Origin of the sequence: Mycobacterium sp. Root265, assembly GCF_001428895.1 — a bacterium.
Classification (GTDB): Bacteria; Actinomycetota; Actinomycetes; order Mycobacteriales; family Mycobacteriaceae; genus Mycobacterium.
Window position 1 is genome coordinate 237,333 of record NZ_LMJA01000001.1, and the last position, 22,564, is coordinate 259,896.

The window sequence follows — 22,564 nt, forward strand, 5'->3', positions numbered from 1 at the left end:
CGGACGTCGTCGAAACAGGAGATGAATAGTGGTTTCCATGAAACCGATCCACGACTGGGTCGGCGAACCGGGTGCTGTGACTTCCTGGCATCCGTCGCGGGCGACGCTTGCGAAGGTCAAGGATGCACCGGTCAGCGACGTCCCGGTGAGCTACCAGCAGGCTCAGCACCTGCTCGCTTATCGAAAGCACGAGTCCTCCGGCACCGACATGGCCCGCCTGAACATCCCCTCCTGGGACATCCCGGGCCGCTGCGATGTGCGGGCGATGACCCACGTCATCAACGCCTACCTGCGCAGGCACGACACCTTCCACAGCTGGTTCGAGTACGCCGAGACCGAATCCGGTGCCGATAAGATCATCCGGCACACGCTGACCAACCCGCGCGACATCAAGTTCGCTCCCGTCGAGCACGGTGAGATGACCGCGTCGCAGTGGCGCGACCACGTGCTGGGCACCGCGAGCCCGTGGGTGTGGGACTGCTTCCATATCGGGATGATCCAGCGCAAGGATCACTTCACCATCTACATCAGCGTCGACCACGTGCACACCGACGCCATGTTCATGGGCCTGGCCTTCGTCGAGATCCACATGATGTACAACACGCTGGTCGAGGGTGCGGCGCCGCTGAAACTGCCCGAGCCGGGCAGCTATGACACCTACTGCCGTGAACAGCACGAGTACGTGTCCGCGCTGACCACCGATTCGCCGGAGGTCCGTAACTGGATCGAATTCCTGCAGCACAACGGCGGCACACTGCCGACCTTCCCGCTGCCGCTCGGCGACCCGTCGGTGGCCTACACCGGCGACGTCATCACCGTGCAGCTACTGAACAAGGAGCAGGGCGACAAGTTCGAGCAAGCCTGCATCACGGCCGGGGCCCGCTTCAGCGGCGGCGTGTTCGCCTGCGGGGCGATCGCCAACGCCGCGCTCACCGGCACCGACACCTACCGGGTGATCACCCCGACCACCACCCGTCGCACCCCGGCGGAGTTCATGACCACGGGCTGGTTCACCGGTCTGGTCCCGATCACCGTGCCCGTCGACGTCGACGCGTTCGGTGACACCGCCCGTGCGGCCCAGGAGTCCTTCGACAGCGGTCTGGATCTGGCCCATGTGCCGGTCGAACGGGTGCTGGAGCTGGGTGCCGAGTCGCACGGCCTGCGGCCGCCGGAGTCCGGTGTGCCAATGCTGTCCTACCTGGACGCCGGCCTGTTGTCGCCCGGTGTGATCGCCGAATGGCAGCGCCTCAACGGCACCATCTACAGCGATTCCCGGTCGGCCTACCAGGTCGGCATGTGGGTGAACCGGGTCGAGCAGGAGACTACAGTCACCGCCGCCTTCCCGAGCAACCCGATCGCCCGGGAATCGGTGCTGCGCTATCTGCAGGCGATGAAGTCCGTCTACTTGAGCGTCGTCGAGGGCCGTAGCGTCGCGGTCGCCGCCATCGCTGCGGACACCGTCGACCTGGATCTCAAGACGGCCTGATCGCCGTTGTTGTTATCGGAGGTGCCGCCGCGATGACCCGTGCCGACAACCGGCTCGATTTCACCGATCAGGCGATGTTCCTCGGGCTGCGCGCCACCGGCCAGGAAGCCGTCATGCAGGTGGTGTGGATCTACGAGCGCCCCGTCGACCTCCACGGGGTGCGGCGCTTCCACGAATGCATCGGGCACGGTCTGCTGGGCCGGCGCATCGAACGTTCGGTGCTGCCCTTCGGCAGGCACCGCTGGGTGTCGGCGCTGGGCCCGCAATCGGACCTGGACTTCACCGAGCCGCGCGATCGCAGCGAGCTCGGGCGCTGGATCGACGAGCGCTCCACGCTGCCGCTGGATCCGGAATTCGGCCCGGCTTGGCATGTCGGGGTGCTGCCGATGACCGACGGTTCGACGGCGATCAGCATCGTGATCTCGCATTGCGTCAGTGACGGCGGCGGCGCACTCGCCTCGATGGTCAACGCCATCAACGGCCGCACCCTCGACTTCGGCTATCCGCCCCCGGCGTCGCGCACCCGTACGCACGCGCTGCGAGCCGACCTGCGCGACACCGTCCGCGGGCTGCCCGAGGTGGGCCGCACCCTGGTCGAGGCCACCCGACAGGTCTTCCGCCGGCGCGGGGAACTGTCGACCTCCGGTGCCGCCAAACCCGTCGTGAGCGGGCCGGACCATCAGGTGTTCACTCCGTCGGCGACCGTCTGCGTCAAGCTCGACGACTGGGACCGGCGGGCCGCCGAGCTCGGCGGCAACGGGCATTCGCTGGTCGCCGGGTTCGTCGCCAAGCTCGCCCAGCAGATCGGCCGGGTCGGCGCCGAGGACGGTCTGGTCACCCTCAACATCCCGCAGGGCGACCGGCTGCCCGGCGATGAGGACACCCGCGCCAACGCGGTGGTGCTGGTCAACCTGGCGATCGACCCGGCGAAGGTGACCACGGATCTCACCGAGGCGCGCGCAGCGCTGCGGGAAGGGCTGCGGGTCGCCCGAGAGGTGCCCGACGAGAATCTGGCGCTGCTGCCGCTGACGCCGTTCATCCCGAAGCGTGTCGTCAAGAAGATGGCCGATGTGGCGTTCGGCTTCAGCACCGAGCTGCCGGTGTCCTGTTCCAACATGGGTGACGTGCCCGAGGGCCTGCCCAACCTCGACGGCACCGAGGCCGACTTCGTCTTCCTGCGCGGTATCGACCGGGTCGCGACCAAGCACGCTCTGGAAGAGCGCTGCGGTCTGCTGACCGTGGTCGCCGGCCGGATCAACGGCACCGAGACACTCACCTTCGCCGCCTACGCGCCCGGCGCGGAGAACACCACGGCGTGGCTCAAGGCCGAACTCGAAAAGACGCTCGCGGCGTTCGAGCTGTCCGGCGTTATCGAATAGTGATGGGGGACAAGTCTTTTGGAGTTCACTAATGGCGAAGCTGTGGGTAACCAGCTGACGCTGTGGGACGAGGCGCTGGTGCGCGCGAACCGGGCGACCGGCCGGGTTCAGCTCATCAAGGTGGTGTGGGTCTACGAGCACCCCGTCGACATGGATGCCGTGCGGCGATTCCACCGCAACTTCGGCTACGGGATGGCCGGCCGCCGGGTCGAGCGCTCACCGCTGCCGTTCGGGCGCTACCGCTGGGTGTCCGCGCTGGGCCCGGCCGCCGCGCTGCACATCAACACCGACCCGCTCCCGCGCGAGCAGATCAGTGACTGGGCCGATCAGTGGGCCCAGGTGCCGATCGACCCGGAGACCGGGCCCGGCTGGCAGATGGCCGTGCAGTCGTTCTCCGAGGGCGTGACCGCGATCTCGGTGGTGGGCTCGCACTGTCTCGGTGACGGCGTCGCCGCGCTGCTCGCGGTGGGCACCGCGGTGGCGGGCGCCAATATCGACATCGGCTACCCGCCGCCGCTGTCGCGGCGCACCGGCCGCGCGATCGCCGCCGACCTGCGCGAGACGATCCGCGGGCTCCCCGAGATCGGCCGCGCGGCGCGTAAGGCCGTCAAGGTGCTGCGCGCCGGCGGCGAGGAGGCCGCCGCGTCGCCGAAGCCGGCCCGCCCGCCGGTCGCGAACCCCGACGAGCTGGTCATCGTCCCGGCGATCACCACCTACGTCGACCTCGCCGAATGGGATGCCCGGGCCGCGGCGCTGGGCGGTAACGGCTATTCGCTGCTCGCGGCCATCAGCGCCAAGCTGGGTGAGCGGATGGGGCGCCGCAACGCGGACGGCAACGTCTCGCTGCTCATCGCCATCAGCGACCGCACCGCCGAGACCGATGTGCGCGCCAACGCGATGACGCTGGTCAACGCCAAGGTCGATCCGACCGAGGTCACCAAGGATCTCAGCGTCACCCGGACGACCCTGCGCTCTGCGCTGAAATCGGCCAAGGATCAGCCCGACGAGATCCTGGAACTAATGCCGCTGGTACCGCTGGTGCCCAAGCGATTGGTCAAGAAGGTCGCCGACATGATGATCGCCTCCGATGACATGCCGGTGGTGTGCTCCAACATGGGTGATCTCCCGCCGGTGCTGACCAGCGTGGACGGTACCGAGGCCGAGTACACGTCGTTCTACGGCGTCGACCAGGCCACGCCGCGCGGCGAACTGGAACAGGGCGACGGTCAGCTGGTCGTGGTGTCCGGGCGCATCAGTGGCAAGATCATCATCGGCATCGTCGCCTATCAGTCCGGGGCCGAGAACACGAAGACCCGTCTGCGGGAAATGACCGCGGACACACTGGCCGAATTCGACCTCACCGGCGTGTTCGTTTGATACTGCATTTCGATTTGCACGGCTGAGAAAGGCTCACCCCGATGTCCGATACCTCCCTCATTGGCGTGCTCCGCGAACGCGCGAGCCTGCAGCCCGAGGACATTGCGTACACCTTCATGGACTACGACCACGAATGGGACGGGGTGGCCACCACTCTGACCTGGGCGCAGTTGAACCGCCGCGTGCGCAGCCTGGCCGTCGAGATGCGCGCCATCGGTGAGCTCGGTGATCGCGCCGTCATCCTCGCGCCGCAGGGCCTGGAGTACGTCATCGGCTTCCTGGCCTCGCTGGAGGCCGGCATCATCGCGGTGCCGCTGTCGGTACCGATCGTCGGCCAGCACGACGAGCGGGTCTCCGCGGTCATCAAGGACTCGGCCCCGTCGATCATCCTGACGACCTCCGCGGTCGCCGCCACCGTCGCCGAATACGCGAAGACCGACGATGGCGCGGCAGCTGCCGCTGTCATCGAGGTCGACACCCTGGATCTGGACGCTCGGCGCAAGTCGCTGTCCAGCCGCGAGGAGAAGCCGGAGACTGCGTACCTGCAGTACACCTCCGGGTCGACCCGCACCCCGGCCGGCGTCATGGTGACCAACCGGAATCTGACCTCGAACTTCGAGCAGATGATGTGCGCGTTCTTCCCGCATTTCGGCAAGGTCCCGCCCTCGGGCGCCCATGTGGTGTCCTGGCTGCCCTTCTACCACGACATGGGTCTGCTGCTCGGCATCGTCGCCCCGGTGCTGGGCGGCTGGAGCACCGTGTTCACCACACCGCTGTCGTTCCTGGCCCGGCCCGCGCGCTGGATCCAGCTGATGGGCAGCTTCCCGCGGGTGGTCACCGGTGGGCCGAACTTCGCGTTCGAACTGGCCGCAGGCCGGACCACCGACGAGGATCTCGAGGGAATCGACCTCGGCGATGTCATCGCGGTGTACAGCGGGGCCGAGCGGGTGCACGAGACGACCCTGAAGCGCTTCTCCCAGCGGTTCGCCAAGTTCAACTTCGACGAGGGGGTCATCCGGCCCTCCTACGGGCTGGCCGAGGCGACGCTGTTCGTCGGCACCGGCGTGCCCGGCCCGCCGAGCGTGGTGGCCTTCGACCCGGACAAGCTGTCCGCCGGGCTGGCCGAGCGCACCACCGACGGCAGCGGCACCAAGCTGGTCGGGTACGGCCACCCGGAGGACCCGGTGGTGCGCATCGTCGACGCCGAGACCCGCCTGGAGGTGCCGGCCGGCGGTATCGGGGAGATCTGGTCCTACGGTGAGAACAACTGCCTGGGCTACTGGCAGAAGGACGAGCAGACCGAGCACACCTTCAACGGGCGCATCGAGAATCCGTCCGAGGGCACGCCGGAGGGTCCGTGGTTGCGGACCGGCGACCTCGGGTTCCTGTCCGACGGTGAGCTGTTCATCATCGGGCGGATCAAAGATCTGCTGATCGTGCGCGGCAGCAACCACTATCCCGACGACATCGAGGCCACCATCCAGGAGATCACCGGTGGCCGGGTCGCGGCGATCGCGGTCGAGGGGCACCGCAGCGAGCAGCTGGTGGCGATCATCGAGGTGAAGAAGCGCGGCGAGACCGAGGAGGCCATCGTGGAGAACCTCCTGACCATCAAGCGAGATGTGGCCTCGGCGGTGTCGCAGACGCACGGCATCAGCGCGGCCGACCTGGTGCTGGTGCCCCGCGGTGCCATCCCGATCACGACCAGTGGCAAGATCCGCAGGCAGTCCTGTGTGGAGAAGTACAACAAGCAGGAGTTCTCGCGGCTGGACGACAAGGTGCCCACCGCCTGACATGCGAGTCAGCTGATCGGTGCACACACGCAATTACGATGTGAGGGTGGACAACACCCTCGCTTATATCGATCAGGGGTCCTTCCTGGGCCTGCGGGCACTAGGGCGTGGGCCCATCGTGCAGGCCGTCTGGGTGTATGACCGCGGAGTCGACATGGACGGGTTGCGCCGGTTCCGTCGCAACCTGGCCAAGGGACTGTTCGGACGCCGGATCGAGCGCTCGGCACTGCCGTTCGGGCGGCATCGCTGGGTGGCCGACGGCGACCCGCAGTCCCTCGACCTGTCGGCGCAAGAACGTCCACGGTCGGATGTGTGGAACTGGGCCGACAAATGCCTGGGCACGCCCATCGATCCGGAGCACGGGCCGGGCTGGCGGCTGGCGGTACAACCGCTGAGCGACGGAGCGGCGGCGGTCAGCCTGGTTGTCTCGCATTCGATCGCCGACGGTCACGGTCTGGTCATCGCGGTCACCGATGCCGTCAACGGCGTCGACCGGGACCTCGGTTATCCGCCACCGCGTTCCCGGACGCGGCGGGCGGCGCTGACCCAGGATGCCCGGCAGACCCTGGCCGCGGTGCCGGAGATGGCCGCCGCGGTGGCGGCGTCGGCGCGGGTGGCACGGGCCGAGCGCAGTGAGCTGGCGACCTCGTTCAAGGCCGCCGGCGACGTGCCGCCGGGCGATGACGTGCCGATGGTCGCCCCGTCGGTCGTGGTCTTCGTCGATGCCGAGCACTGGGACGAGTGCGCGCAACGCCTCGGCGGCACCAGCAATTCGCTGTTCTGCGGGATGGCCGCCCGGTTGGGTCAGTTGCTGGGGCGGGTCGGTGCCGACGGCCGGGTGAACCTGTCCTGGCCGGTCAGTGAACGTACCGAGGGTGACACCCGAGCCAATGCGCTGGTGGCTGCCACGATGACGGCGGACCCCGATCAGGTTCTGACGGATCTGAGCGTCGTGCGATCGGACATGAAGACGGCGTTGTCGGAGTCCGCCGAAACCTCGGTGCGGATGACCGGCCCGCTGCCGCTGACGCCGCTGACCCCCCGCGTCGTGCTTCGCCGGCTGGAAGGCATGGTGCTGTCGGTGAACAGCCCCATCGGCTGTTCCAACATGGGTGATCTGGGCCCGGCGTTCGCCAGGCCCGACGGGACCGATGCCGACTACGTGATGATGCGGGGCGCGGAGCCGCAGACCACCAGCCGGGTATTGAACCGGATCGGTGGGCAGTTGGTGCTGGGCGGCTGCCGCTCGCGCGGCCGGGTGGCCGTGTCGGTCAGCTCCTGGTCGGTGGGGCGGCACAATTCTAAAGAGGCGCTGCGTGAGGTGGTGTGCGAGGCACTCGCCGATTTCGGACTGAGCGGCGTGGTCGAGGGCCCCTCGGACTAGACCTGCGCGCGGGCTTCACATCCCGATGAGGCCGACCACTACCAGCACGCTGCCGACGATTCCCACGAACAACCCTGCTTGTTTGCGGGTGCGGCCTCGAATCCACAGGTTCACTTGTTGCACCCACAACCGCGTTTTCACCGGCGCCACGATGAAGCTCAGGATCGCGATCGTCGCGGACGCCCAGGCCAATACCAGGAAGATGAGCAGCGCCAAACCCTGTTCGAGTGGCGAGGCTTTGGACGCAACGATGATTGCCAGTAGGGCGAAATAGTCGACGCTGGGTAGCGACGTCGCCGCGCCAATGGATGCGGAAAAAGCGAACGACTCGGACTTCAGCAATCCGCGTGCCCGCGCGAAGAACCGCGTGCGGCGACTCGGTGACCGGGCACCGTCGTCCACGAACCCGTCACCGCCGCCGGCGGGAACTACGTCCTTCGGCTTGCGGGCGAACCGGTCAAGGGGAATCTTGGAGGCGAGCACCGCGCCGATCAACACCAGAACTAGGCCGAAGGCCACCTGGAGGGGAGCAGGATGGACATTGCTGTTGCCCAGAAAACTCCGGCGGAAGACAAACAGAACGGTCAATCCGACGCTGAGGCTGACCGCCATGCCGGCGCACTGTAAGACGATCAGGTGCCGGACGGGATGCTGTCTTGTCATCAGCAGTGCGATCGGACCAAGGCGTACGGGTTGGATACTCACCATGAGGCCGAGCAGTGCCACCGTCGTCCACACGAGCGGAACCGTACCGTTTCGGTCGGTGACCGGCAACTTCACTCACCAGGCGCCGCCGTTACGCGCGGCCTCCTCCAGCAGGTCCGCGGCTCGCGTGACGCTGTCGGACGGCCGGCTCATTCTCCCGGCGAGCGAACGCGCCCGCCGGGCGGTGTCCGGCGCCAACGCCGCTCGGAGGTCGGCGAGTAGAGAATCCGGCGTCGTGGCGGAGAACCGTCGGTAGGTACCGACGCCGAGCCGTCGGACCTGTTTGCCCCACAACGGTTGCTCGGCGGCTACCCACAGCACCAGGGTGGGCACACCGGCGCGGATGCCGGCCGCGGTGGTGCCTGCCCCGCCGTGATGTACGACGGCGCGACAGGCCGGGAACACCGCGGAGTGGTTGACCGCGGCCACGACCTTGACATTGTCGGTGGCTGCGGTTTCGTCGAACGCGGAGAAACCGGCGCAGATCAGCGCGCGCTCACCGAGTTCGCCGCAGGCATCACTGATCAGGCGCACAGCGGCCGCGGGTGACTCCAGTGGCATACTGCCAAAACCGAAGTAGATCGGTGGGGTACCTCCGGCGATCCAGGACGCCACCTCCTTGTCGATCTCGGTGGGCATCTGCAGCGTCATCGACCCGATGAGGGGACGCCGATCACCCCATTCCTCTGCCAGCCCGGGAAAGAACACCGGATCGTAGGCCTGGATCTCCAAGGCACCACTGGCTACGATGCGTGCCACAGGGGTAGTAGTCGCCGGCCGTAGACCGAGGGCGCGCCGCTGCTGGGCCTCGGCTGGTTTGAGCAGCTGCCAATGCGCCCGTTCCCCTGCCGCATACCCGGCTGCGACCATCGCCCGGGGCAGCCGTACCGGCAGAACGTGCCTGCTGGGACGCACCGGGAAGTAATGCACCTCGGCGAGCGGAAGTCCACGGAACTCTGCGACGTTGCCCGCGATCTCCTGATAAGCCGTACCGGTCACGATCAGGTCTGCGCCCTCTGCCATCGACAGCAGCGATTGGCTCATCTCGTCCCAGCCACGGGTGGCGGCAATTCTCGCTTTGCGCAGCGCATTGAGGGGATTACCCAGCCGCACCCAGTCCGCCGGGCCCGCTGCGGTGAGAGCATCCGGCCGTTCGAAGACGTCGCCCTGAAGTTGCTTCTGCGAGTCGGGACCGTAGCCGAAGGCCCGCAACCCCACCGACTCGACGAATCCGACCAGATTGGGTGGCACCGCCATCGGCACCTCGTGCCCGCGGCGCTGTAGCTCGAGTGCCACTGCCGCACACGGTTCGACGTCGCCGCGGGTGCCATGGATGGCGACCGCGATCTTCATAGGTCGCCTTTATCGTGGGTTCGCATCGAGATCACTCGGCTCTCTTATGGGCAGATGACCGGTTGGGATTCGCCACCCTCCCGGCGTAGCTGGTCCTGCCGGTCAACGTCGGTCCAGCATGCACGCGAAGAGAATATATACTCGCCGCGTCAGGTCTACGGGCCACCATAAGTTCAGAAGGGGCCAGATGACGAGCACCGCGGTCAGCGCTGGTCCCAGCCGTAGTTACTACGTGAAGTTCGTGCTGCTCCTGGTGTTGTGGGTGGCCGTGCTCATGTACGTCGCGACGATGATCGTCCCAGATGGCTACTGGTACTCCTATTTTTCTGTCGACTACACGCAGGGTTTCATTCGGCGTGGATTGGCCGGCGAGATCCTGGGTCTGTTCCCAGACGATCAGTATTTCGTCGGTTTGGCCGTGCTGCGTTGGATTCCGACATTGCTCTTCACTCTTGGGTTGGCCGCTGTGGCGTGGTCGATCACGGTGCGCACCGGCGGGTCCGAACGCAGCTGGTTGCTGGCGCTACTGATTCCGGTCCTACCCTTCGGGTTCGCGTTCGGCCTGTTCTCTGCGCGCACCGATTTGCTGGGTGCCACGGCATTGACGGTTTTCGCAATCGCCGTGGCCACGGTCAACACTCGTCGGGCAACCCTCATCGTCTGTTCGATCTACGGCGTTGCCACGGCGGTCCTGCCCCTGATCCACGAAGCGACGGTGTTCTTGTTCGGGCTGGGCACCATCGCGGCGCTGACAGTGCTGGCACGCGGACTCAGCACTGGTGCGTTTCGCGTGTGCGCTGCTTTGGCCGTGGGGCCGGGCATCGTGGCGGCGCTGGCGGTGACGGTCTTCGGTGGTCGCGGGAAGTCGGCTGCACTGTGCCAAATGGTGCCGCACGGGGGAATGAACCATCCGATGGCCGGTAACCCGACTCCCGAACAGCTGCTGCGAGGCTTTTACTACGAAGTCGACTATCACGAGTGGATGTGCCGGGCGATCCTGCCGCTGTTCGACCAGAGCTTCAGTGACGCACTCCGCTTCGTCGGCAGTATCGGCGTCGTGGCGCTGTTGGGATCGACCGTCTACGGACTTGTCCTGTTGGCTGTGTCGATGTACGCGATCGGAGAGGTGTCCGGCGTTCCGGTGGCACGGTTCAGGGACGCATTGATGGCACGACGAGCGGCCATTGTTGTCGGTGTCGTATTGATTCTGCCGGTCTTCCTGTCCGGAGTGGATTGGATCCGCTGGTGGGTCATAATCGCGTACGACCTCGGAATCGTGTTTCTCCTGTTCGCAGGCGTACGCCCAGACATCGACCAACCGCCGACCCGCCGCTCAGTCAGGGTACTGACGGTTGTGGCGATCGTCCTCGCGTTGATACCGATGGGCATCATCCCCGGCTTCGGCGCGCCGGTCCCGATGTAATCGCGGTTGACGTGATTGTCAGAGTCTCTGGGTTGTTCGCGTCGTGCCGTGCGAGCGTTGGACAACACAGGTCGCGCAGTCTCAGCGATCGACCTTGGAGAACCATCTCGTCTTGATGCGCCAGGAGTGCGCCGAGGACAGCGCGAAACCGGCGCCGCAGGCACACGCGAAGATCCACACGAACACGCCGCGCTCCCAGGCGAGGAACGCGGGGAAGATCGCGGACATGATGCGGATGATGCAGGCGATGATGCCGCTGCCGCAGGCGACCAGGTACACGTTGGCGATCCGCCGTGAGCGGGGGTCCTTACGGAGCACCAGCAGGGCACGGGCGCCGTAGCCCAGCAGGTAGATCAGCATGCCGCAGAGCATCACCCAGTACAGGCTCAGCCAGCTGTCGGTGGGGGAGGCGAAGAAGTCGCGGGCGTACACGTCGTGCGCGCTGCTCAATGAGAAGGCTGCCAGAAGCAGGGGAATGCAGAGCGTGGCCGGAAGTTCCACGTACTGCCGGAACGCACGCTGCATCTGGTGGTCGTCCTGCAGGCGGCCGACCGCGTTGTAGACGATGGCCGAGGCCGCCACGATGTACATGTCGTGGCCGACGAAATCCTCGAGGTTCCACATCCCGGTCACCGAGTGCAGGGCCTTGCCGAGCGTTTCCGATGCCAGCGGCGACATTAACAAGATCGCACCGCCTTGTAACGCAATGTTCAGGGTGGCCGCGACCTCCCAGCGACATGACCACGTCACACGGCGAATCCACAGACTCCACGCGATACACATAAGTGTGATCACGATCAGTACGGTTAGTTCCATCGCGCTTCGCCTTCGAGGCCTGTGAGCTGAATCCCTGCCAGCAAATACTACTGCTTAAAGCGGCGGTGCGTCGCTACGCGGCGTCAATTCGGACAGTCGGGGTCGTCTGGTCTGTTGCTGCGGTTCGGCCTGCACGCGGACCGCTTCCTGCACGGCCGTCACGGTGAACGGCGTCGATTCGATGTAGTTCCACACCTCTTGCCTGCTCATGAGCCCAAAGCGGATCTGCAGGTCGGGGTAGCTCAGGGCGAAGCGGTCGGCGACCCGGCGCAGCTCCTCCGCATCGGGATAGCTGCTCTCCTTGATCCGCCGGTAGTAGGTGCTGCTGGAGATGTCGAGCGCGTCATAGATGTCCTTGGCTTCGACTTCTCCGTCCAGGAGGTAGTCGAGCAGGGCTTTCAGCTGTCTGCCGTTCTCATCAGTACGTGGCACCCGCTCACAATAGCGTTATCCCGGCTTTGGGGGCTAGCAACCGATCAGCGGACATCAACGCCTTAATTGACAGGGGTGTCAGACTTTCGGGAGTGATGTCCCAATTTTGGGACACTCATTGTATTCTCAGCTACATGGTTGCTCCGCTATTCCAGGACCGGGTCTACGTCGACGACTTCGCGGCGTCGGGCTTCGAGCTCGTCATCGGGCATGCGCACGACATCGCCACCTCCCTGACGCTGGCCGACTACGACGTCGACGGTGTTCCCGCCGAGTCCGACCTGCAGCGGGTGTCCGTGCCGCTGCCTGCGGTACTCAGCGCCGAACTCGACGGCGCCGCCGCCCACCTGGGCGTCCTCAACGGCAAGCTGCTGCTGGCCGCGCTCGGCCGGGCCGTTGCGCGCACCATCGGCAGTGGTGTCGTCGCGGTCGACGTCGACACCCACATCATCGCTCTGGACTGCGTCATGCCGTCCGATTTGGATGCCACCCAGCTGCTCGCGCACGTGTGCTCGGCCCTGGCTGGTTCCACCGTCCGGCGCCCCGGTCAGACACTGGCCGAGCTGGCCTTCCGCTGCGCAGGCCCGGTCTCGTCCGAGGAGCCGCTGGAAGGGCACGCACTGGAACTGCGGGCCTACCGCAGCGACGGCGTGGTGCAGCTGGACCTGTGGTTCGATGCTCGCCGGTTCGAGGCCTACACCATCGAGGAACTGGCCGAACAGTTCCCGCAGGCGCTGATCGAGATCACCTCCGAAGCGATCCCCGGATTCACCGACGCCGCCTGACCGTTAGACTGCTACGCACAGGCTTTGATCCGGCCATCACCGGGGAGCCTCCGGAAGAACGGCGTCTCGGCGCTCAGTAGAACCGGACGGCCGGGCTCGTCATCGCCCAATCGAGCGGCGCACCACGCTGATGTCGGCGCGGTACGCAAGCGGGGTGGTACCGCGGGCTCGCGCACCTGTCGCGACGTTCGTCCCCGTGCCTGAATCTCTGGGCACAGGAGACAACGCAGTGACCCCACCTCCCGAGCCGGCCGCTTACCGCAAGCCCGCCGCCGGAGCACCTGACTTCCCGGCGCTGGAATCCGAGGTCCTCGACTATTGGGGCGCCGACGACACGTTCCGCGCGAGCATCGCGCGCCGTGACGGCGCACCCGAATACGTCTTCTATGACGGCCCGCCGTTCGCGAACGGGCTGCCGCACTACGGGCATCTGCTCACCGGCTACGTCAAGGACATCGTTCCCCGTTACCGCACCATGCGCGGCTACAAGGTGGAACGCCGATTCGGCTGGGACACTCACGGTCTGCCCGCCGAACTCGAGGTGCAGCGCCAGCTCGGGATCACCGACAAGGCTCAGATCGAAGAGCTCGGCATCGAGAAGTTCAACGATGCCTGCCGTGCCTCGGTGATGAAGTACGCCGGCGAATGGCGTGCCTACGTGACTCGTCAGGCACGCTGGGTCGACTTCGAAAACGACTACAAGACACTGGATCTGGACTTCATGGAGTCCACCATCGGGGCCTTCAAGCAGCTCTGGGACAAGGGGCTGGCCTATGAGGGCAACCGGGTGCTGCCGTACTGCTGGAACGACGAGACGCCGCTGTCCAATCACGAGCTGCGGATGGACGATGACGTCTACCAGAGCCGCCAGGACCCCGCACTCACGGTGGGATTCAAGGCGACCGACGGTCCGGTGGCCGGCAGTTACCTGCTGATCTGGACCACGACACCGTGGACGCTGCCCTCCAACCAGGCCGTCGCGGTCAACCCCGCGGTCTCCTATGTCACCGTGGAGGGTCCGGACGGACACCGGTTCGTGCTGGCCGAGGCACGGCTGGGTGCCTACGCACGCGAACTCGGCGAGGAACCCGTCGTCGTCGCGTCCCATCTCGGTGAGCAGCTGCTGGGTACGCACTACCTCCCGCCGTTCCCGTATTTTCCGGATGCGGTCAACTCGTTCCAGGTGCTCGGGGCGGACTTCGTCAGCACCGAGGACGGCACCGGGATCGTGCACATGGCGCCGGCCTACGGCGAGGACGACAAGGCGACCGCCGATACCGCCGACATCGTCGCCGTCACGCCGGTGGACTCCAAGGGCCGGTTCGACGCGACGGTGCCCGATTACGCCGGTCAGCAGGTGTTCGACGCGAACACCCAGATCATCCGTGATCTCAAGAGCGGCACCGGCCCGGCGGCGGTCAACGCCCCGGTATTGCTGCGCCACGAGACCTATGAGCATTCCTATCCGCACTGCTGGCGCTGCCGTAACCCGCTGATCTACCGGGCGGTGTCGTCCTGGTTCGTGAAGGTCAGCCAATTCCGGGACCGCATGGTCGAACTGAACCAGCAGATCACCTGGTACCCCGAACATGTGAAGGATGGCCAGTTCGGCAAGTGGCTGTCGAACGCCCGTGACTGGTCCATCTCACGAAACCGGTACTGGGGCACCCCGATCCCGGTGTGGGTCTCCGATGACCCGGCCTACCCGCGTACCGATGTGTACGGCAGCCTGGACGAACTGGAGCGCGATTTCGGGGTCCGTCCCGACAACCTGCACCGGCCGTTCATTGATGAGCTGACGCGGCCGAATCCCGATGATCCGACCGGTAACTCGACCATGCGGCGCATCGAGGACGTGCTCGACGTGTGGTTCGACTCCGGGTCGATGCCCTACGCGCAGGTGCACTATCCGTTCGAGAACCAGAAGTGGTTCGACGGCGTGACCGGTGACGGCGGGGCAGAGGCACACTTCCCCGGCGATTTCATCGTCGAGTACATCGGCCAGACCCGCGGTTGGTTCTACACGATGCACGTGCTGGCCACCGCGCTGTTCGACAAGCCGGCGTTCAAAACCTGCGTGGCACACGGCATCGTGCTCGGCAACGATGGCCAGAAGATGAGCAAGTCGCTGCGCAACTACCCGGATGTGTCCGAGGTGTTCGACCGTGACGGGTCCGATGCGATGCGGTGGTTCCTGATGGCCTCGCCGATCCTGCGCGGCGGCAACCTGATCGTCACCGAACAGGGCATCCGCGAGGGTGTGCGGCAGGTGCAGCTCCCGTTCTGGAACGCCTACACCTTCCTGACCCTGTACGCGCCTCAGAAGGGCACCTGGCGTACCGATTCCCAGCACGTGCTGGACCGCTACATCCTGGCCAAGCTGGCCGCGTTGCGCGATGATCTGACCCTCTCACTGGACACCTGCGACATCTCCGGAGCGTGCGATCAGCTGCGTCAGTTCACCGAGGCGTTGACGAACTGGTATGTGCGGCGGTCGCGTTCGCGTTTCTGGGAGGAGGACCGCGATGCCATCGACACTCTGCACACGGTGCTCGAGGTGACCGGCAGGCTGGCCGCGCCGCTGCTGCCGCTGGTCTCGGAGGTCATCTGGCGGGGTGTGACGGGGGAGCGTTCGGTGCACCTGACCGACTGGCCCGATGCTGCCGATCTGCCCGCCGATCCGGAACTGGTGGCCGCGATGGATCAGGTGCGCGAGGTCTGCTCGACGGGATCGTCGCTGCGTAAGGCAAAGAAGCTCCGGGTGCGCCTGCCGCTGCCGAAACTGACGGTGGCGGTGGACAACCCGGAGAGTTTGCGGCCCTTCGTCGATCTGATCGCCGACGAGCTGAACGTCAAGGCGGTCGAACTGTCCGACGATGTGGACAGCTACGGCCGGTTCGAACTGGCCGTGAATGCCCGGGTCGCGGGCCCGCGCATCGGAAAAGATGTGCAGGCCGCGATCAAGGCGGTCAAGGCCGGCGAGGGTGTGGTCAACGCTGACGGCACCCTGACCGCGGGGCCCGCGACGCTGCTGCCCGCCGAGTACACCTCCAAATTGGTGGCCGCCGACCCGGAATGGACGGCCGCGCTGGCCGACGGCGCCGGTCTGGTGGTGCTCGACGGGGAGGTGACCGCCGAGCTCGAGGCAGAGGGCTGGGCCAAGGACCGCATCCGGGAACTGCAGGAGCTGCGCAAGACCACCGGGCTGGAGGTGTCCGACCGGATCAGCGTGGTCATCGATGTTCCGGCGGAGAAGCTGGCGTGGGCGCAGACCCACGCCGGCCTGATCTCCGGCGAGGTGCTGGCCACGTCATTCGAGTTCGGCAGCGCGGCGGACGGTTCGGACATCGGTGACGGCGTGCGGGTGACGATCGCCAAGGCCTGAAACAGATTCAGGCCGGCAGCGAGGTCATTCCTCCGCGCCGTGTGAGCAACAGGTCGCGCCGTTTACGCGGCGGCGTGTCCAGGCGCGTCGGGCAGTTCTCACGCCACCGCAGGTACCACCCGTTGCTGTATCGGTTGTCGACGGACCAAGCCGTGAATCCGGCGTTTTGCAGGCGCTCGAACACGGCGCGGAACCGGGCGGGGTCGTCCTCGGGGTTCGCCTCGATGATGACGTCCATATCGTCGGGATAGTCATCGAGGTGATCGAGAAGGTCGGAAAGGATCTCGGGCTCAGCACCTTCGACGTCCATCTTGATCAAACGAACTCGGGATATCTCGTCGGCAGTGAGCACATCCCCGAGCGGGGCCGAGGTGACGGTGGCGCAGCGCGTGCCCTGCCGGGTGGCCAACGTCGTGGTGGCGCCGACGTTGCTGCGCCCGAACTCGTATAGGTCCAAGGTGCCCGACCGGTCGGAGACCGCGACATTCGCGGTCCGTATCGACTTGGAGAGGCGCGGATTTCGGCTCAGGTTGCGCTGCAGAGCACCGTAGGTCCGTGGTGACGCTTCAAGTGCGATGACCGTGCCGTGTTCACCGACGCGGTCGGCCGCCAACAACGAGTCGTAGCCGACGTTGGCGCCCACATCCACGAACACCTGGCCCGGCTCGAGATTCTCCTCGATCAGTTTCGACACTCCGGGTTCCCACACCTTGAACAACAAGATCATTCGTTGGATGGTGTCGGCCGGGTCGCAGCGAAGCGTCGCACCGAAATAGGTGACGCCATCCTGCTCCGGCGCCCATCTGCCCAGCGCGGCGCAGTACCAATCGAGCAGGCCACCGCCGATGACCCCTGGCAATCGCAGCTTTCGCAGTGCTCTGACCACTCGTGCGTGTTTGTGCTGACCGTCCAATGCCCCCATGCCTGCAGCGTAGTCAGTGGCCTCGTCGAATCACCGGAAACTGGAAAACCCTACAGCACAATCAATTTGGCGAAATTGAACGTGACGCCAGAACGCGTTTCTGGCGAACCTGGACAGTAGGGTGTCAGCAGTCCCCGCGACGGTCGTGCGCTGGCGTGCTGTGTCAGCGCGGCCCGTCGCCGGTGGGTTCAGCAAACTCGGACACCACCCGCGCGGACTGTCCGGCGATGGACACCTCGTCGCCCGGGTGCAGCTGGCGTCCGCGGCGCAGGTCGACATCGCCGTTGACGCTGACCTGCCCGTCGGCGATCACCGCCTTGGCGTCGGCGCCGGAATCGATCAGTCCGGCGAGCTTGAGGAACTGCCCGAGCCGGATCGATTCGTCGCGAATGGGCACGTCATCCATGTCGGTCAGAGTAGCCACCTAACATTTCCCGGGTGGAGCGCTGGGTGCTACATCTGGACATGGACGCGTTCTTCGCGTCCGTGGAACAGTTGACCCGCCCGACGCTGCGCGGCAGGCCGGTGCTGGTCGGCGGTCTCGGGGGCCGCGGCGTGGTGGCCGGGGCCAGTTATGAGGCCCGGGTCTTCGGTGCCCGCTCGGCGATGCCGATGCACCAGGCCAGGCGGATGGTGGGCGCCGCCGCGGTGGTGCTGCCACCGCGCGGGGTGGTCTACGGCGCGGCCAGTGGGCGGGTGTTCGAGACGATCCGCACCGTGGTCCCGGTGCTGGAACAGCTTTCCTTCGACGAGGCGTTCGGCGAACCCGCCGAGATCGCGGGATCGACCACCGCTGAGGTAGTGGATTTCTGTGAAGCGCTGCGCGCAAAGGTTTTTGCCGAGACGGGACTGGTGTCCTCGGTCGGGGCCGGATCCGGTAAGCAGGTCGCCAAGATCGCCTCCGGGTTGGCCAAACCGGACGGTGTCCGGGTGATCGGCCGCGAAGAGGAGCGCGAGGTGCTGGCCGGATTACCGGTACGCGCGCTGTGGGGGATCGGGCCGGTCGCTGAGGACAAGCTGCGCCGACTCGGCATCGAGACCATCGGGGCGCTCGCGGAACTGACCGACAACGAGGTCGCCGATGTGCTCGGCGCAACCATCGGGCCGGCGCTGCACCGGCTGGCGCGCGGTATCGACGACCGGCCGGTCGCCGAACGGGCCGACGCCAAACAGATCAGCGCCGAGTCCACGTTCGCCGAAGACCTGCGCACCCTGGACCAGTTGCGCGACGCCGCCGGGTCGATCGGGGAGCACGCGCACCGACGGTTGCTCAAGGACGGGCGGGGCGCCCGGACGGTGACGGTGAAGCTGAAGCGATCGGACATGAGCACCCTGACGCGTTCGGCGACCTTGCCCTACGCCTCCACCGATGTGGCCCTGCTCATCTCCACCGCACGGCGGTTGCTGCTCGATCCCATCGAGATCGGCCCGATTCGTCTTGTCGGGGTGGGCTTTTCGGGCCTGTCCGATGTGCAGCAGGAATCGCTGTTCCCGGATCTGGATCAGGGTGCCGAGGATGGTCCGATCGCCGGGTCCGAGGGTCCGGCCCCCGCGCCGGTGGCGGCCGGTCCCACTCCGTGGCGCATCGGCGACGACGTGATGCATCCCGAGCACGGACACGGCTGGGTGCAGGGCGCCGGGCACGGTGTGATGACGATCCGCTTCGAGACCCGGGCGTCCGGGCCCGGCATCGCGCGCACCTTCCGCGCCGACCTTCCCGAGATCAGCCGCGCCAATCCGATCGACAGTCTGGACTGGCGGGAGTACCTGGACGCGCTCTACCGAAGCGACGAGTAGCCGGCTACCCGTCAGCCCCACTCGGCGACGACGTCGGCGACCGGGGAGCCCGCGGCCAGCGCGGCCATCAGCAGCACCCGGGCCTGCGCGGGGCGCAGCGTCGGCACCACCACCGCACCGGCGTCCACGAGTGCGCGGCCCGGACCGTAGGCCGGGCGCACCCGCCCGCCGGGCACCCGGGTGGATACCGCGACGGTGACCCCGGCCGCGCAGGCGCGCCGGACTCCGTCGATGACGGCGTCCCCGGCGTTGCCCGATCCGAGGGCTTCGAGCACGAGACCGCGTGCGCCGGCAGCCACACAGGCGTCGAGTGCGACGGCATCGGCCCCGGGGTAGGCGGCGACGATGTCGACCCGCGGCGCTCCCGCGGCGCTGAGTGCACCGAGGTTCGGCCGGCGCGGCGCCGTGTCGAATCGGACCTCCCCGTGCTGTACCGATCCCACCGCGGATCCGGCGAATCCTCGCAGGTCGTCGGTGGCAACTTTATGCAGGCCCAGCGGCTCCCAGATGGTGCCGGCGAAGCTCAGCAGCACACCGGCGTCACGGGCCTCGGTGCTGCCGGCCACCGCGAGCGCGTCGCGCAGATTGCCCGGGCCGTCCGCATCGGGGGCGTCTGCGCTGCGCTGCGCCCCGGTGAGCACCACCGGCACCGTGCCGGCACAGGTGAGCTGCAGCCACAGCGCAGTTTCCTCCATGGTGTCGGTGCCGTGGGTGACCACGATGCCGGTTGCGCCGCCGGCGGCGGCGGAGGCGATGGCGACGCCCATCCGGTCCCATTCGGCCGGGCCGAGCGCGGAGCTGTCCACGGTCATCAGCTCGATGACGGAGACATCCAGACCGCTGGTGAGGTCGGCCCCGCTGCGGGTGGGCCGGGCCACGCCATCGGCTCCGGAACTGGTGGCGATGGTGCCGCCGGTGCTGATCACGACGAGGCGATGCATGCCCGCAATTGTTCACCCACCCGGGCGGCTGCGCGGGGACCGCTCGAATGTTTGGGATGATGGGCGGGTGACTGAGGAATCAACAGGCTCGGCCGAGCCGGTGGCCGCGGACCAAGAAGCGCAACCGCAGCCCCGTAAGCGCCTGCGCCTGCTGCTGTCGATCGCCGGTGTGGTGCTGGCGCTCGACATCGTCACCAAGGTGCTGGCGGTGCGCCTGCTGGTGCCCGGTCAGCCGGTGTCGATCATCGGCGACACCGTGACCTGGACATTGGTGCGCAACTCCGGTGCGGCCTTCTCGATGGCCACCGGCTACACCTGGGTGCTGACCCTGATCGCCACCGGCGTGGTGTTCGGCATCATCTGGATGGGACGCCGGCTGGTGTCGCCGTGGTGGGCGCTGGGGTTGGGCATGATTCTGGGCGGCGCCCTCGGAAATCTGGTCGACCGGTTCTTCCGGTCACCCGGACCGTTGCGCGGCCACGTGGTGGACTTTTTGTCGGTCGGCTGGTGGCCGGTGTTCAACGTCGCCGACCCGGCCGTCGTCGGCGGCGCCATCCTGCTGGTGGTGCTCTCGTTGTTCGGTTTCGACTTCGACACCGCCGGCCGGCGCAGGCCCGAGGCCGAGCCCGCGACGCCACCGCCGGCGAAGCCGGGCGCCGATGAGCAACCGGACGCGTCCACCTGATGACCACCCGTTCGATGCCCGTGCCCGAGGGCCTGGCCGGAATGCGGGTCGACGCCGGACTGGCCCGTCTGCTCGGGTTGTCCCGCACCGTCGCCGCGGCGATCGCCGAAGAGGGCGGTGTCGAGCTCGACGGCGCGACCGCAGGCAAATCCGACAAACTCGTCTCCGGCGCCTGGCTGGAGGTTCGGCTCCCGGAACCAGCTGCGCCCCTGGAGAATACGCCCGTCGAGGTCGAGGGCATGAACATCCTGTACTCCGATGACGACATCGTCGCCGTCGACAAACCGGCGGGCGTCGCCGCCCACGCGTCGGTCGGCTGGACCGGGCCGACGGTGCTCGGTGGGCTGGCCGCAGCGGGTTTCCGGATCACCACGTCCGGCGTGGCCGAGCGCAAGGGCATCGTGTCGCGCCTGGACGTGGGGACCTCCGGGGTGATGGTGGTGGCCATCTCGGAACGGGCCTACACCGTGCTCAAGCGGGCGTTCAAGGAGCGCACCGTGGAGAAGCGCTACCACGCACTGGTGCAAGGGCATCCCGATCCGTCCAGCGGCACCATCGACGCGCCCATCGGTCGTCATCGCGGCCAGGACTGGAAGTTCGCGGTGACCGAGAACGGCCGCGACAGCATCACCCACTACGACACCATCGAGGCGCACGTCGCGGCCAGCCTGCTCGACATTCACCTGGAAACCGGCCGCACCCACCAGATCCGGGTGCATTTCTCGGCACTGCACCATCCCTGCTGCGGCGATCTCACCTACGGCGCGGACCCGACGCTGGCCAAGAAACTCGGACTGGAGCGGCAATGGCTGCACGCCCGGTCGCTGGCCTTCGCGCATCCCGCGGACGGCCGGCGGATCGAGATCACGAGTCCCTATCCGGCTGACCTTCAGCACGCCCTGGATCAACTACGCCGCGACCAGTGAAACGGTCCGGACTGCTCTTCGGCATCGGCGCGTACGGCTCATGGGGGCTGTTCCCGGCCTTTTTCCCGCTGCTCAAACCGGCGGGCTCGGTGGAGATCCTGGCGCATCGGATCGTCTGGGGCTTCCTCTTTCTCTTTGTGGTCGTCGCCGCGGTGCACCGGCTGCGGGATGTGCGGGCCATCGGTGGCCGCACCTGGCTGTTGCTGGCGCTGGCCTCCGCCCTGATATCGGTCAACTGGCTGATCTACGTCTATGCGGTCAACAACGGCCATGTGGTCGACGCGGCACTCGGGTACTTCATCAACCCGCTCGTCACGGTCCTGCTCGGGATGGTGGTGTTCCGTGAGCGCCTCAACCGCGCGCAGGGCGCGGCCCTGGTCATCGCGGTCGCCGCGGTGGTGGTGTTGACGGTGCAGGTCGGCGCGCCGCCCTACATCGGACTCGGGCTGGCGTTGTCCTTCGGTCTGTACGGCGCGGTCAAGAAGGTGGTGCCGGTCGACCCCCGGGTGAGCGTCGGAATCGAGACCGCACTGGCCGCCCCGTTCGCGCTGGGCTATCTGATCGTGTTGCAGGCCGGTGGGCACGCGGAGTTCGTCGGGCACGGCACCGGACATGTGGTGCTGCTGGTGCTGGCCGGCGTGCTGACAGCGGTGCCGCTGCTGCTGTTTGCCGCCGCCGCACAACGGTTGCCAATGGTGACGATGGGGCTGCTGTTCTATATGACACCGATCATGCAGTTGTCCTGGGGTGTTCTGGTCGGACACGAGCCGATGCCGGCCGCCAGATGGCTGGGATTTGCGCTGATCTGGATCGCTTTGGCCGTCTTCACCGTCGATGCTCTGTTCCGTACCAGGTCGGACCGCATCGCTGTCGCGCGTAAGCGCATCGGCGCAGAGCCGTGATGAGCATCCCGACACCCGATGCGCAGGTCACTTGCGGCGGGCCGAGTTAACAGCAACACCATGTAGCCTTGTC

Annotated in this window: 19 protein-coding genes; 12 read left to right on the plus strand and 7 right to left on the minus strand. The window is 66.9% G+C overall.

The genetic code is table 11. The annotated features are described in order from the left end of the window. The first annotated feature begins 28 nt into the window (after nucleotides 1-28). Genes ASE48_RS01030 through ASE48_RS01050 form a run of 5 tightly spaced genes read left to right on the plus strand, consistent with a single transcriptional unit; the run spans nucleotide 29 to nucleotide 7,419 of the window. A complete protein-coding gene (locus ASE48_RS01030; RefSeq protein WP_082613926.1) occupies nucleotides 29-1,486 on the plus strand; it encodes a condensation domain-containing protein in 1,458 nt (485 codons plus the stop codon). Nucleotides 1,487-1,518: 32 nt separating this feature from the next. Next, nucleotides 1,519-2,865 (plus strand): hypothetical protein, encoded by a 1,347-nt coding sequence (locus ASE48_RS01035; RefSeq protein WP_057165142.1) that lies wholly within the window; start codon nucleotides 1,519-1,521, stop codon nucleotides 2,863-2,865. 42 nt (nucleotides 2,866-2,907) lie between these two features. After that, nucleotides 2,908-4,242, plus strand: coding sequence for a hypothetical protein (locus ASE48_RS01040; RefSeq protein WP_235570582.1), 1,335 nt, complete (start codon nucleotides 2,908-2,910; stop codon nucleotides 4,240-4,242). Between the two features lie 41 nt (nucleotides 4,243-4,283). Next, a complete protein-coding gene (locus tag ASE48_RS01045) occupies nucleotides 4,284-6,035 on the plus strand; it encodes an AMP-binding protein (protein WP_057165144.1) in 1,752 nt (583 codons plus the stop codon). 46 nt (nucleotides 6,036-6,081) lie between these two features. Next, nucleotides 6,082-7,419: a hypothetical protein gene (locus ASE48_RS01050; RefSeq protein ID WP_235570583.1), complete on the plus strand. Its 1,338-nt coding sequence runs from the start codon at nucleotides 6,082-6,084 to the stop codon at nucleotides 7,417-7,419. Between the two features lie 15 nt (nucleotides 7,420-7,434). Here ASE48_RS01050 and ASE48_RS01055 read toward each other — a convergent pair whose 3' ends face one another. Both ASE48_RS01055 and ASE48_RS01060 read right to left on the minus strand, forming a co-directional pair. Beyond that, on the minus strand, nucleotides 7,435-8,157 hold the full coding sequence (locus ASE48_RS01055) for a GAP family protein (protein ID WP_057165562.1): 723 nt from the start codon (nucleotides 8,155-8,157) through the stop codon (nucleotides 7,435-7,437). A 42-nt stretch (nucleotides 8,158-8,199) separates the two neighbouring features. Then, entirely contained in the window at nucleotides 8,200-9,477 is a 1,278-nt protein-coding gene (locus ASE48_RS01060) for a glycosyltransferase (RefSeq protein ID WP_057165146.1), read from the minus strand. A gap of 187 nt (nucleotides 9,478-9,664) precedes the next feature. Between ASE48_RS01060 and ASE48_RS01065 the strand changes: the two genes are divergently transcribed. Beyond that, the gene (locus ASE48_RS01065) at nucleotides 9,665-10,900 is read left to right on the plus strand and encodes a hypothetical protein (RefSeq protein WP_057165147.1); all 1,236 of its coding nucleotides are present in this window, start codon (nucleotides 9,665-9,667) and stop codon (nucleotides 10,898-10,900) included. Between the two features lie 81 nt (nucleotides 10,901-10,981). On the opposite strand, the gene ASE48_RS01070 is transcribed toward ASE48_RS01065, so the two are convergent. Together ASE48_RS01070 and ASE48_RS01075 are read right to left on the minus strand one after the other, a co-directional pair. Further along, complete coding sequence (locus tag ASE48_RS01070) at nucleotides 10,982-11,716, minus strand: hypothetical protein (protein ID WP_057165148.1); 735 nt, start codon at nucleotides 11,714-11,716, stop codon at nucleotides 10,982-10,984. Nucleotides 11,717-11,770: 54 nt separating this feature from the next. Further along, on the minus strand, nucleotides 11,771-12,148 hold the full coding sequence (locus tag ASE48_RS01075) for a hypothetical protein (RefSeq protein ID WP_057165149.1): 378 nt from the start codon (nucleotides 12,146-12,148) through the stop codon (nucleotides 11,771-11,773). 134 nt (nucleotides 12,149-12,282) lie between these two features. On the opposite strand from ASE48_RS01075, the gene ASE48_RS01080 reads away from it, so the two are divergent. Together ASE48_RS01080 and ileS are read left to right on the plus strand one after the other, a co-directional pair. Then, nucleotides 12,283-12,933: a hypothetical protein gene (locus ASE48_RS01080; protein WP_057165150.1), complete on the plus strand. Its 651-nt coding sequence runs from the start codon at nucleotides 12,283-12,285 to the stop codon at nucleotides 12,931-12,933. A 130-nt stretch (nucleotides 12,934-13,063) separates the two neighbouring features. After that, the gene (gene ileS / locus ASE48_RS01085; RefSeq protein WP_442928653.1) at nucleotides 13,064-16,318 is read left to right on the plus strand and encodes an isoleucine--tRNA ligase; all 3,255 of its coding nucleotides are present in this window, start codon (nucleotides 13,064-13,066) and stop codon (nucleotides 16,316-16,318) included. 7 nt (nucleotides 16,319-16,325) lie between these two features. On the opposite strand, the gene ASE48_RS01090 is transcribed toward ileS, so the two are convergent. After that, nucleotides 16,326-17,240, minus strand: a complete 915-nt coding sequence (locus ASE48_RS01090) for an FkbM family methyltransferase (RefSeq protein ID WP_057165152.1) — start codon at nucleotides 17,238-17,240, stop codon at nucleotides 16,326-16,328. Between the two features lie 163 nt (nucleotides 17,241-17,403). Further along, entirely contained in the window at nucleotides 17,404-17,646 is a 243-nt protein-coding gene (locus ASE48_RS01095) for an RNA-binding S4 domain-containing protein (RefSeq protein ID WP_057165153.1), read from the minus strand. A gap of 32 nt (nucleotides 17,647-17,678) precedes the next feature. Here ASE48_RS01095 and ASE48_RS01100 point away from each other — a divergent pair, with 32 nt between their 5' ends. Then, entirely contained in the window at nucleotides 17,679-19,037 is a 1,359-nt protein-coding gene (locus ASE48_RS01100; protein WP_200962031.1) for a DNA polymerase IV, read from the plus strand. Nucleotides 19,038-19,048: 11 nt separating this feature from the next. On the opposite strand, the gene ASE48_RS01105 is transcribed toward ASE48_RS01100, so the two are convergent. After that, a complete protein-coding gene (locus ASE48_RS01105) occupies nucleotides 19,049-19,978 on the minus strand; it encodes an asparaginase (RefSeq protein ID WP_057165154.1) in 930 nt (309 codons plus the stop codon). A gap of 67 nt (nucleotides 19,979-20,045) precedes the next feature. Here ASE48_RS01105 and lspA point away from each other — a divergent pair, with 67 nt between their 5' ends. From lspA to rarD, 3 genes are read left to right on the plus strand one after another with little or no spacing between them, the layout of a single operon-like run. After that, nucleotides 20,046-20,663 carry a signal peptidase II gene (gene lspA, locus ASE48_RS01110; protein WP_057165155.1) on the plus strand — a complete coding sequence of 206 codons (618 nt, stop codon included), beginning with the start codon at nucleotides 20,046-20,048 and terminating at the stop codon, nucleotides 20,661-20,663. Next, nucleotides 20,663-21,589, plus strand: a complete 927-nt coding sequence (locus ASE48_RS01115; protein ID WP_057165156.1) for an RluA family pseudouridine synthase — start codon at nucleotides 20,663-20,665, stop codon at nucleotides 21,587-21,589. Before lspA ends, ASE48_RS01115 begins: the two co-directional genes overlap by 1 nt. Further along, nucleotides 21,586-22,491 (plus strand): EamA family transporter RarD, encoded by a 906-nt coding sequence (gene rarD, locus ASE48_RS01120; protein ID WP_057165157.1) that lies wholly within the window; start codon nucleotides 21,586-21,588, stop codon nucleotides 22,489-22,491. Before ASE48_RS01115 ends, rarD begins: the two co-directional genes overlap by 4 nt. The last annotated feature ends 73 nt before the right edge of the window (nucleotides 22,492-22,564 follow it).